Annotated in this window: 6 protein-coding genes; 5 read left to right on the plus strand and 1 reads right to left on the minus strand. The window is 39.9% G+C overall.

The window, feature by feature from the left end; all coding sequences use genetic code 11:
* The first annotated feature begins 12 nt into the window (after positions 1-12).
* The 3 genes from B3317_RS16595 to B3317_RS16605 all read left to right on the plus strand — a co-directional run bounded on the left by B3317_RS16595 (position 13) and on the right by B3317_RS16605 (position 5,883).
* A complete protein-coding gene (locus B3317_RS16595; RefSeq protein WP_291113689.1) occupies positions 13-2,088 on the plus strand; it encodes a glycoside hydrolase family 36 protein in 2,076 nt (691 codons plus the stop codon).
* A gap of 524 nt (positions 2,089-2,612) precedes the next feature.
* Positions 2,613-4,703 carry an alpha-galactosidase gene (locus B3317_RS16600; protein ID WP_291113692.1) on the plus strand — a complete coding sequence of 697 codons (2,091 nt, stop codon included), beginning with the start codon at positions 2,613-2,615 and terminating at the stop codon, positions 4,701-4,703.
* A gap of 91 nt (positions 4,704-4,794) precedes the next feature.
* Positions 4,795-5,883 carry an endonuclease/exonuclease/phosphatase family protein gene (locus B3317_RS16605; RefSeq protein ID WP_291113695.1) on the plus strand — a complete coding sequence of 363 codons (1,089 nt, stop codon included), beginning with the start codon at positions 4,795-4,797 and terminating at the stop codon, positions 5,881-5,883.
* A 237-nt stretch (positions 5,884-6,120) separates the two neighbouring features.
* On the opposite strand, the gene B3317_RS16610 is transcribed toward B3317_RS16605, so the two are convergent.
* Complete coding sequence (locus B3317_RS16610) at positions 6,121-6,450, minus strand: hypothetical protein (protein WP_291113698.1); 330 nt, start codon at positions 6,448-6,450, stop codon at positions 6,121-6,123.
* 591 nt (positions 6,451-7,041) lie between these two features.
* Between B3317_RS16610 and B3317_RS16615 the strand changes: the two genes are divergently transcribed.
* Together B3317_RS16615 and B3317_RS16620 are read left to right on the plus strand one after the other, a co-directional pair.
* Positions 7,042-9,549, plus strand: coding sequence for a Kelch repeat-containing protein (locus B3317_RS16615; RefSeq protein ID WP_291113701.1), 2,508 nt, complete (start codon positions 7,042-7,044; stop codon positions 9,547-9,549).
* Positions 9,550-9,890: 341 nt separating this feature from the next.
* Entirely contained in the window at positions 9,891-13,004 is a 3,114-nt protein-coding gene (locus tag B3317_RS16620) for a SusC/RagA family TonB-linked outer membrane protein (RefSeq protein ID WP_291113704.1), read from the plus strand.
* Positions 13,005-13,019: the final 15 nt, after the last annotated feature.

Consider the following 13,019-nt stretch of genomic DNA (forward strand, 5'->3'; position numbering starts at 1 on the left):
AATAAACGTTTCATGATAAAAAATATTTGCAGTAAAACAATCGTTATATTCCTCATTCTTATCTGCGCAACAATCAGTTCGAGAGGACAAACTGTAACTAAAATAACAAAGGCTCCCGTAAATGTGGAGAATCTGGTATCAACTCTGTTTGCCAAAGGGAAGACTCCTCCTTTCTCCTTTATATACGGCGGAATCTCATCGAAAGAGTTTATCCGCAAATGGAAGCACTCCATAGAGAAACAACCCGGCAATGAACCGGGGGTTGTCCGGTATCTGGCAATTTATACAGAATCGGAAACCGGATTGAAGGTTGAATGTGAAATTAAAGGATATCCGGCCTTTAAGGCGTTGGAATGGACAATCCATTTCACAAATATGGGTACCGCCAATTCAAAAAACCTCAAACAAGTGAAAGCCATAGATATGGAGATGGAATATCCGACCGGAGGAGATTTCAACCTGCATTACGCGGATGGAAATCATATATCCAAATATGACTTTCATCCCCGTACACTGATACTAAAACCGGGTGATAGCAAATCCATGGAGCCGATCAACGGCCGTTCATCCGAAGGAGATTATCTGCCTATATTCAATATAGAATCAGCTTCCTCTCAGGGCGTATTTGTCGGTATAGGATGGAGCGGTAGCTGGTATGCAGATATCCGCTGCGAAAAAGAGAAGAGAATATCCATAGAATCGGGGATGAAAACAATGGATCTCTATCTGTATGGAAAAGAAAGCATACGCACGCCGGGCATTACACTTATGTATTGGAACAGCGACGACAGGATGGACGGGCATAATCAGTTCCGCCGCTTTGTATTGAGCCACAAGACACACAAAATAAACGGTAAGAATGCCCCCTACCCTCTGGCTACAGGATTCAACTACAAAGACCCTGCTCCTTATACTGAATATTCAGGTCTGACCGAAGAATACGCTACAGCCATGATGAAGCGTTACAAACAATTCAACATAATGCCCGAAGTATTCTGGCTCGACGCCGGATGGAATACCGGAGCCGCGGATTGGGAACACGGAAAAAGCTGGGCTAACACAGTAGGTAACTGGACAGTAGATACCACACGTTTCCCCAAGGGTTTGAAGCCTATTTCGGAAGAAGCTCACAAGTTAGGCGCAAAATTCATGGTATGGTTCGAGCCCGAACGTGTGATAAGGGGTACGCAATGGGCGGTAGAGCATCCCGAATGGATGCTGGATATCCCCGGACACAACGATGATACTTACCTGATGTTTGACTTAGGCAACGCCGAAGCATGCGACTGGCTTTGCAAATATATCGGCGATATGATAGAAGAGAACGGAGTGGATCATTACCGCCAGGATTTTAATATGCATCCCGATATTTATTGGGCGGCAAATGAGGAAGAAGGGCGAACCGGGATGAAAGAAATACGTCATATCGAAAATCTGTATAAATTCTGGGACTATCTGCTCAAGCGTTTCCCGAACCTGTTTATAGATAATTGTGCCAGTGGAGGAAAACGTATCGACATGGAGACAATTCCGAGAAGTGCACCTCTATGGCGAAGCGATTATTACCATTACGACGACCCCGACGGCTATCAATGCCATACTTACGGACTGAACTTCTTCCTTCCCCTGCATGGAACGGGTATTTTACAGACCGACCCGTATGCGTTCCGTTCGAGTATGAGCACCTGTCTGACCTGCAACTGGAAAATAACGGATAAGAGCTTTTCGATATACGAAATGCAAGCCCGGTTAAATGAGTTTCAGAACATCCGCCCCTATTATTACGAAGACTATTATCCATTAACGGGAATAGAAGATACGACCCTCGATAATATCTGGCTGGCATATCAACTGAACCGCCCGTCGGATGATAGCGGCGTCATAGTCGCTTTTCGCCGCAAAGCGTCGAAAAAAAACAATATCACGGTGAAACTTTCGGCTATTAAGCCCGAAAAGAAATATGAAGTAACTGATCTTGATAAAAAAGAATCTGTTATTGTAAACGGCAGTGAGCTTGCCGCGCGGTTTGTTTTGACTCTGGATAAACCTAACCAATCATTGTTGATAAAATACAGAGTGGCAGAATAGAGCGAATAAGCGGAAAATATGTTAGAGAAAGCAGAATACTTTATCTATAGGTATAGCTGTTAGCCGATAGCTGATAGTTCTTTGAAGTATTGGCTTTAAGATTTAAAAATTTAATGTTTAAGGATTCAATAATTAAAATGCGTAAAAGCTGTCACCTTTGTTACCTTTTGAAAGTAGTAAGTATTGAGTAATAAGTTGAAAGTTATATGAGATACGAGTAGACAAGACACAAGATACAAGTTGTTGACTGATGACTGTTTACTGAAATAAGTGTTACATGTGTTACTTTTTAACTATACACAGTTAATTAATGTAAAAATTACAAGATAAAAACAATGAAAAAACTGTCAGATGTGTCATATTTTAACATTGCATGGTTAATAAATGCAAATACGGCAATAAGTTATGAATTATGAGTTGGACTTTGCGGCTTTGCATGAGAACATTGTTAATTGCTAACTGCTAACTGAAAAGGTAAATCAACAAATTTGCCCTGAGCTATTAATTGAAAAATAAAATATATAATGAAAAAAAACATAGTTTATCTGATTTTATTATTATTTGTCTCGTCTTTTGTCACAGGACAATCGACGACACAAATAGCAGATAATAAAAATGATATAAATAAATGGATTTCCTCCAATTTCAGAAAAGGAACCGCTCCGCCTTTCTCATTTGTTTATGGAGAAAAACATTCTTCTTCTTTCATAAAACATTGGAGTTATAGCGTAAAAAACATCAAGGAGAATGATCCGTCCATCATCAGACGTATTTATTCATATAGAGACCCTGTATCGGGGCTCACGGTAGAATGCGAAGTAAAAGGCTTCACAGATTACAATGCGGTGGAATGGGTGCTTCGTTTTATAAATACAGGCAATAAAAACACCGACGAAATATCATCGGTCAACGCCTCCGATGTCACATTTGCATATAAAGAGAACGGAGACTTCAAATTGCATTATGCCGATGGCAGCCATGTATCGAAAGAGGACTTTCATCAAAGACTGAAAGTCATGCAACCGAACGACAGTGTCTGCATGCAGCCATACGGAGGACGTTCCTCCCAGAACGCGTTTCCATTCTTCAACATACAGGCTCCCAAAGGACAGGGAGGTGTCTTAGCGGCTATCGGCTGGACAGGCACATGGTTTGCCAAAGTAAAGGCTGAGGCAGACAACAGGACAAACCTAAAAACGGGTATGGTAAACTTAAAAACATACCTTTATCCGAAAGAGGAAATCCGTACCCCGAAGGTATGCCTGTTATTCTGGTCCGGTGACAACCGCTTTGTAGGGCACAATGCCTTCCGACGGCTTGTTCTCGAACATTATACATGGAAGCAGGATGGCAAGCCGACGGTTTATCCGGTATCGACCAGTTTCAATTACGGCGACCCCGCCCCGTGCAACGAATACACATGTATGACCGAAGATTATGCTATCGCCCTGATTAAACGCTATGCGCAATATAAACTGATCCCTGACGTCTTTTGGCTGGATGCAGGATGGTATATCAAAGCGGCCGATGTTGCAGGTAAGAAAAACTGGGCTAATACTGTCGGGAACTGGACTATCGACCCCGAACGATTTCCGCGCGGATTCCGTCCCATCGCAGATGAAGTGCACAAACAGGGAGCAAAATTCATGGTGTGGTTCGAACCCGAACGCGTGATGAAAAATTCGGACTGGGCAAATCAACATCCTCAGTGGATGCTGGATGCGAAAGGCTCTGTAAAGCAGGAAGAATGGCAAAAGGATGGAGAGCATGACGCCGTTCTGTTCAATCTGGGAAATCCGGAGGCTTGTAAATGGCTGGGGGAATTTATAGGTGACTTTATGGAAACGAACGGAATCGATTACTACCGTCAGGACTTTAACACAGAACCGGCCGGTTTCTGGTACAACAATGATGAGGAAGGACGCCGAGGAATCTGCGAGATACGTTATATCGAAGGCCTTTACAAATTCTGGGAGTATCTATTAAACAGATTTCCGAATACGATAATTGATAATTGTGCCAGCGGCGGACGCCGTATCGACCTGGAAAGCATATCCAGAAGCGCCGCCCTATGGCGGACTGACTATAACTATGGCGAACCGACCGGATCGCAATGCCATACTTACGGACTCGAACTTTATTTGCCGTTGCATGGCACAGGCGTACAACAAGCCGACTCCTATACCTTCCGCTCCAGTTTAGGCACATCCGTTATCTACAACTGGAAAGTAACAGAAGGAAGCTACAATGTCGTGGATATGCGCAATAAGCAGGCCGAGTTCAATGAAATACGCCCTTACTTTTATGAAGATTATTATCCGTTGAGCGGATCAGGCGACATCGATATCACTGCCGGCAATATCTGGATGGTATACCAGTTGCACCGCCCATCGGACGACAGCGGATATATTGTCGGTTTTCGCAGGCCCGACTCTCCGGACAAAACCTATATGATAAGGTTGCAGGGGTTAAAAGCGGATAAAGAGTATAGGTTGACGAATAAAGACACGGGCACTGTCCTCGTAAAAAAGGGCAGTGAGCTGTCCGAAGGGTTTGAACTCTCTTTGGATCAAACCCGTTCGAGCCTCTTAATCAAATTTGAAATAAAGCCTTAATATTTATTGCAAAAGATAGTATCAGAAATGGCTGTTTTTGATAATAACCGGGAATGGTACTATCTTTTTTACTATTTAAAACAACACAACCATGTCCAGAATATTTTCTCCAATACATAAGATACTATTGATATCTTCTCTTTTCTTTCTTTTCTTATCCAGCACTTACTGTTCAAAAACATCTAAGCCGGATTCAGATACAGATGATAAAGAAAACGTTACAGAACTCACTGTCTTGCAACTTAATATTTGGGTCGAATGCACTAAAGTACCCAATGCTCCGCAGGCGTTAACAGATCAGATTATAGGATTAAAGCCTGATGTAGCCACATTTTGCGAACTATACAAAGGAGATGCGGACGATCCTGTTATGCCGAAACTAATAGCTGAATTAAAGAAAAACAACCTTCATTATTATAACGCACGCATCAACGGGCGGGCTATTATAAGCAAATACCCGATCATCGAGCAGCGGCGGGTCAACAAGTGGCAATTTAAGGCTGTACTCGATGTGAATGGTAGACGCGTCGCGGTTTATCCGGCACATTCCGAATACAGATACTACACCTGTTATTATCCGAGAGGTTATAACGACGGTAGCAAGGACTGGAACAAGCTGGAAGCGCCGATCACGGATGTGGATACAATACTGGAAGTTTGTAATCTATCGGGACGTATCGAATCGGCTCAGGATTTTATTAATGATGCCAGGACTGAAATCTCGAAAGGGTCTCTGGTCATTTATGCCGGAGATTTTAACGAACCATCCCACCTCGACTGGCAGGCCGGGACAGCGGATATGTTCGGCCACAACGGCTGCATCGTAAACTGGGGCGTCTCTTCTTTATTGTACAGGAACGGATTTAAGGATGCGTACCGGGAGATGTATCCGGATGTCGTAAATTATCCGGGCTTCACATTCCCGGCTGACAATAAAGATATTGAACCTGACGCGATAACATGGGTTCCCGATGCGGATGAACGGGAACGTATCGACTTCGTATATTACTACCCTGATAAGCAATTGGCTGTAAAGAAAGCGGAATTATTCGGTCCGAAAGGTTGTATTGTAAAAGGAAGAAGGGATGAAAACGTAGCTAAAGATCCGGTCATTTCTCCATTCAACAATCATTGGCCGAGCGATCATAAAGGTGTTCTCATTACTTTCGAAGTTAAATAGTAAGGCTTTGGTAATCCGACAAGAACAGTACAATGGCAGCAATCAGACTATCGTAGTCATTATCCCCCTAAAATAAGAAAAGACTGTCATCCCGACAGCCAATCTTCATTGTTAACCTTAAATCTAATACCATGAAAAACACAGTACAAAGATAGAATAAAAATATGTTATAAAACATATTTATAGAAAGAATCAATGAAGAAAAGATAAAAACTATTGGAGATGCATACAAGAACGTTATTCTTTATCCTGTTTTATTATAATCTTCTGTTCCGGTATATAAGGAGGGTAGTACCTATTAAAAAGGACTAATTGTCCATTTAGAAAATGCAGCAAATAAGGAACCTCTGTTTGCGAATAATACTTAATTATTTCTAACACGCCATTCTCCTCCTGAGAGGTCGATTCAACAATATACTTATCCCCCATGATACTTATCGCATCCTGTTTGCTCATTCCAATATGGAGTTGCTGTATTTTTTTACTATTATCATAGTTATCTCCATAAATCACCGCACATGAAGAGCATATAATACAAATGGCAAAAAGATAGAGTAGTTTTTTCATGCTAAACATATTTTTATTCAAAAATAACAAAACATTTCAAATAATTAACCCTATAATAATAGCAATAAAATTCCACAATTGAAGGATTACCTATATATGCCGGTTCAATGTTTATAACATACAGCATTTCTATTAAAGGAGTTGCGAAGACTTCGTAAAACTTTAAACCGGTTTATATCATAGCAACAACATATTTACATTCTTTAACTATATATTTTCTGCTAAGATTCTCCTTTGATTTAATTTTGATAAAACTTAAAATTTGTAGTTATGAATCACCATTCTGATTCAAGCCCATACATAGATATGATGGAATCAGAATTTAATGATTTTCGAAAAAAGACTAAAGAATATTTATCTAATACTATATAAAAATCATAAATTGGATGGGTGTGGGATAATAGTACACTCTTGATAAATATTGATCTTTTCTTGAAATATTTAATTCTGAAAATGACACTCAAACAGAAAAAATATGTTTGATAAGTATTTAGAAACCTTATATATAATATAGTGAAGTTTCCTTTAAGAAAAATCATCTTACTATACTGCCTGATACTACATATTATACCCTGTGTAATTGCACAGGATGTGGAATACGGTTTAAAATTCAGATCGTACGAAGTAGAGAAAGAGAAACGTACGGGCCTGAATCTTACGCCTGATGCACCACTATCTCTGCCGGAAAACTATCATCTTTCGTTTAATCTGAAAATAGATTCTGCTGCACTATATCCATTCGGCTATGTATTCCGGATTATCAATAAAAACGGACAACATATAGACTTCTTACTCAACGAGAAAAAGAATACTGGAGAACCAAAATTCTTAATGGCTCATTCATCCGGAGAGATTCTCAGTGAAGTATTTAAAGACGCAGGAATAAGCTATAGCAAATGGATATATATTGATATTCACATAGGCACTAAAACCAATACACTGACTGCCAGGATAGGAGATAAATCATATACAAAACAGATAGAATCATTAAATGAATTTCGCCATGTTTCTATAATATTTGGAAAGAATAACTATCAGGGATTTCAGGTGACCGATATCCCCGCTATTTCTCTGAAAAATATAGAGATCACAAATGAAAATAAGAAGACATTATATCAGTGGATATTAAATAAATATACATCAAACGGAGTTTACGATGAAATAAAACATCATAAAGCAGTATCTGAGAATCCTAACTGGATCATAAATCAGCATATATTCTGGCAAATGCAAACTTCCTTTACTACAAAGCTGAGACCTATGATCAATTATAATCCTGATAATGATGAAATAGCTGTATATGACCAGACGTATTTCTATAAGTATAGTCTAAAATCCAATACGATAAACCGGAAAAAGGTAAATAATTCCGTACCATATACAGTACAATCTAACAACCTTATATACAACCCTGTTATAAGAAAATATGTTAGCTATACTTTCGAATTGGAACAGGAAAAAGATGTCTTGCTATACGATACCCTTAAGAACAGATGGAACATAATACCGGATATAAAGTTGCCACCCGACTTTTGGCATCACAATCGCTTTATCTCCAACAAGGATAACTCCCTCTATCTTTTTGGCGGGTACGGGTATCACAAATACAAGAATGATTTGCGAATATATGATTTCGAAACCCGTACATGGAGAAAAAACAAATTGGCAGGGGATAATCCTCAGCCCCGCTATCTGAGTGGTTTGGGAAAACTTGATGATAATCATTTCTTAATTTTCGGAGGATATGGTAACCAGACAGGGAACCAGGAATTATCACCTCAGTATTTTTACGACCTGTATGAAGTAGATGCACAAACTCTGCAATCGAAAAAACTATGGACGCTGCAGCCGCCGGCAAATAATTTTGTAGTAGCAAACTCTATTGTAGTAGATATCGCTAATAGATCATTCTATGCATTAAGTCATCCGTTGCAACAGTTTCATACAAAAATGACATTACTGAGATTTTCGATAGACAAACCCGAATATGAAGTGCTTGGAGACAGTATTCTTGTTAATTTTGAAGACAATAAATCATATGCAGATCTGTATCTGGACAAACAAAAAAACAGGCTGATCGCTGTAACCTCGGGACCTGGTAGCATCGGGGACACCCTCAATACTGTATCTATCTACACACTATCATTTCCGCCTGCATCCAGAGAAGAACTATATCAGGAGGAGAATGCCGAAACCGGTTATCGAATCTTCATTATAGGAGGATTCTTGGTCGCGATCCTACTAATATGTATTGTAATGCTTATCTACACTCATTATAACAGGAAAAAACCGGGATATGCAGAAGGTAATGATCTGTTGCAAGAGTACAACGATATGGCAGTAAAACCTATCAGCAAAAAAAAACGGAACAAGTCGATATCCCTATTCGGAGGATTTTGTGTTATTGACAAGGATGGAAATGATATCACAAAAGAGTTTTCCCCTATGCTTAAACAGTTGTTCATCCTTATCCTGCTGCATACATTCAAAGGAGGAAAGGGAATATCGTCTGTAAAACTAAAAGACACATTATGGTTTGACAAAACGGAAGAAAGTGCGAAAAACAATAGAGGAGTATCTTTCAACAAACTGAGAATAATATTCGATCTGGTAGGACAAATAAACATAAAAAGTAACAACTCATACTGGACTGTCGAATTCGGAGACGATGTTTATTGTGATTATTCACAGGCGCTCTATCTCATAGATAAACTTTCTAAAAATAAAGAGATAGACACCAATGACATAGTAAAACTCTTGTTGATAGTCTCAGGTGAACTGCTACCCAGCCTGCAGGTAGAGTGGGTAGACCCGTTCAAAGCTGATTTTTCCAATGCACTTGTCGATCTTCTACTTGATTTATCAAAAAAAACTGAAATAAGATTAAATCCTCAGATATCTATCAACCTGGCTGATACCATTTTTATCCATGACTCACTAAATGAAGACGCCCTTCGGTTAAAATGTTCTCTTTTAGTAAAAATGGGAAGGAATAGACTTGCCCAAAAAGCATATGCAGCATTCATCAAAGAATATAATATGCTGTTCGGAACAGAGTTTGAATATTCTTTTGATCAAATTATCAACAGCAATAGTTAAAATTACACTACTTTATCTGCGTAACAATTCCGGCCTATAAACAGTTCTGTAAAAGTTTTAGGAAATTTAAGCATTTCTTTCTGAACACTGGAAGAGAGAAAAAGCTATACTTCACTCTTGCCCCTTAGAGACTTAAAGTATAAAATAAGAAGAAAGTCAAAATTTTGCAATCTATTAACCAAATCATTAACCGTCTTATTAGGCCTGAACAAGCATCTTTGCAACAAATAACCCACCCCTTATTTATATTATTAATCTTTAAATTAATGCCTATGAAAAATTATTTTTTAAGGAAAGGGAAGGAATATATTCCTTTTTACCAAAGAAAAATTCACTTAAAGATGTTTGCGCTTTTACTGATATTTATCAGTTCTATCCATTTAGGATATGGGCAAAACATCAAAACTATTACAGGTACGATAACAGATGAATTTAGCGAACCTATTATCGGTGCCAGTATAACCATAGAAAACACTTCTGTAGGAACTATTACAGATAGTGACGGGAACTTCAGTCTTAATGTACCTTCCAATACACAAAGATTGAAAATATCGTATGTCGGATTTATTTCACAAACTATAGACATTACGAACAGAGTGAGTTTCAAGATCGTGTTAAAAGAAGATCAGAAGATGCTGGACGAAATTGTAGTAGTAGGATACGGTACCCAGAAAAAGGCAACCCTGACAGGATCGGTAGCAGCCATCAACAGCGAGGAACTGATGGCAACAAAAAACTCGAATGTACAGAACATGTTGACAGGAAAAATAGCCGGAGTACGTGTGATTCAGAAAACATCGGAGCCGGGAGAATTCAATAACCAGTTCGATATTCGCGGTTTCGGTAATCCGCTGGTAGTTGTGGATGGTGTACCTCGCGGAGATTTTTCCCGTATGGATCCGAATGACATAGAGAGTATCTCTGTTCTCAAAGATGCCTCTGCCGCCGTATATGGCGTGCGTGCAGCAAATGGTGTGGTTCTGATAACAACAAAGAAAGGAGAAAAAGGAACCGCAAAGATTGAATATTCGATGTACTATGGTATTCAAAACCCGATAGAGAAACTGAAACCTGTAGGAGCTGTAAACCGTATGACCCTGTTTAATGAGAAAAGTATGCGCAGCACCACCGACCCAAAGCTTACGTTCAGTCAGGAGCAAATAAACGAATATCTAACCGGCCAAAAAGTAAGTACCGATTGGTACGACGAAGTAATGAAAAGCACAGCGACCCAACAACAGCACAATGTATCTGTAAGTGGTGGTGGCGACAAAGTCGATTACTATGTTAACTTCGGTTATACCGAACAAGGGGGATTCTTCAAAAGTAACTCATTGAATTATGACCGTTACAATCTGCGTTCGAATCTGAATGCCCAAATTACAAATAATCTGAGAGCCTCATTGAAAGTAAACGGGATCATAGATCAACGAGATCGCCCGCGTGCTTCTACATGGGAAATATACAAAACTCTATGGCGTTCGATCCCTTCAGAATCTGTATATGCCAACAATCGTATCGGATATTACGACAAGCCGAACGGAGATATACAAAACGTCGTAGCCATGTCCGATGCAGATGTATCGGGTTATGTGAATAATAAGAAAAGGATATTTCAGTCAACAATGGATCTGACATATGATATCCCATTCATTACAGGATTATCAGCCAAAGGCTTGTTCAGTTATGATACGACTGTAGACGACAATACAGAATATACAAAGGAATATAATGAATATAATTATGACGAAGCCACAGGCATATATACAGCTGTTCCTAAAAATGTACCATCCAGATTATATCGCAGATACAACACCTCGTATAGCAGACTATGGCAGGTATCATTAAACTATAACAGGCTGTTTGCAAAAGCGCATAACGTTAGCGGATTGCTCTTATGGGAAGAGTCATACAATCAGGGCGACAATATATGGGCGCAACGCGATCTCGAGATACCTATACCATACCTGTTTGCAGGAAACTCTACAAACCAGATCGGAAATGGTGACGGTATAAGCGAGTATGCTTCTACCGGTCTGGTAGGAAAATTCAACTATGATTATAAAGGTAAGTACCTCGCCGAATTTAGCTTTCGCTACGATGGTTCCTCTAAGTTCCCTAAAGATTCCCGCTGGGGATTTTTCCCTAGTGCATCCGTAGGCTGGCGCTTATCGGAAGAGGAGTTCATTAAAAATGCTATTCCTTTTGCCGACAATCTGAAGGTCAGGGCTTCATACGGGAAAATGGGAGATGACAGCGCCGCCAAATATCAGTTCCTGAGCGGTTACAACTATCCGAATACAGATGGCAACACTCAGGATAATTATCCTAAAGGATATGTTTTTGGCGGAGAGTTTATCAACGGATTAGGATTCCGCTCCGTAGCCAATCCTTACATTACATGGTATACTGTAAAAACCATGAATATCGGATTGGATACAGACTTATGGAAGGGATTGTTCGGCTTTTCCATCGACCTGTTCCTGCGTAATCGTGACGGCTTGCTTGCCGACCGTCTAATATCCATTCCGGGAACATTCGGATCTACTATGCCGCAGGAAAATATCAACAGTGACAGGACAAAAGGATTTGAACTGGAACTTAGACACCGCAACAAAATAGGACAGGTAAACTACAATGTAACCGGTATAGCGTCTATAACAAGATCTATGAATCGCTATGTGGAATCGGCTACACGTGGTAACTCATACGATTACTGGAGAAACAACCTGGCTTACCGCTACAATGACATTTGGTTCGGAAAAGGAGATAACGGACGTTATACTTCTTATGGTCAGATAGCAAATTCACCTATATTTACAGGTAACGGAACCCTTCCTGGCGACTATATATATGAAGATTGGAACGGTGACGGTACTATCGACAGTATGGACGAATATCCTATAGCCACTACTACCGATGCTAGCAAAACAGACTTTCAGGACAAGCGGAACTACCCTTTGATGAACTTCAGTATGAACATTTCTGCAGACTACAAAGGCTTCGATCTGAATCTGATGTTTCAGGGATCGGCAATGTCGTATGTAGCCTATGGTGAACAATTATCGATGCCGCTACTGTGGGATGGCAACGCATTAGACATGATGATGGATCGCTGGCATCCGTCAGACCCGAATAAAGATCCATTCGACCCGAGTAACCAATGGGTAAGTGGCTACTACGCATATGGTGCTGTCGGTTATGATACAAACTCAAGGTTTGCAATTCAGAACGGAGCTTATCTGCGTCTGAAAAGTGCCGAGATCGGCTATACCCTGCCGGCATCTCTGATCGGAAAAGTAGGTATCAAACGTATGCGTATATATACAAACGCATATAACCTGTTCACTATAACATCGGTAAAAGGTGTCGATCCTGAAAGACCTACTGAACTATACGGATATATGTATCCACTTAACAGAACAATTAATTTTGGAGCAAGCATTACTTTCTAGTTATTATAATAAGAA

This window comes from Dysgonomonas sp. UBA7710, from assembly GCF_002482385.1.
Classification (GTDB): Bacteria; Bacteroidota; Bacteroidia; order Bacteroidales; family Dysgonomonadaceae; genus Dysgonomonas.

What these genes read in the sequence shown, in the direction of transcription:
- B3317_RS16595 (WP_291113689.1), top strand. Translation starts at nt 13, where the DNA reads ATGATAAAAAATATTTGCAGTAAAACAATCGTTATATTCCTCATTCTT.
- B3317_RS16600 (WP_291113692.1), top strand. Translation starts at nt 2,613, where the DNA reads ATGAAAAAAAACATAGTTTATCTGATTTTATTATTATTTGTCTCGTCT.
- B3317_RS16605 (WP_291113695.1), top strand. Translation starts at nt 4,795, where the DNA reads ATGTCCAGAATATTTTCTCCAATACATAAGATACTATTGATATCTTCT.
- B3317_RS16610 (WP_291113698.1), bottom strand. Translation starts at nt 6,450, where the DNA reads ATGAAAAAACTACTCTATCTTTTTGCCATTTGTATTATATGCTCTTCA.
- B3317_RS16620 (WP_291113704.1), top strand. Translation starts at nt 9,891, where the DNA reads ATGTTTGCGCTTTTACTGATATTTATCAGTTCTATCCATTTAGGATAT.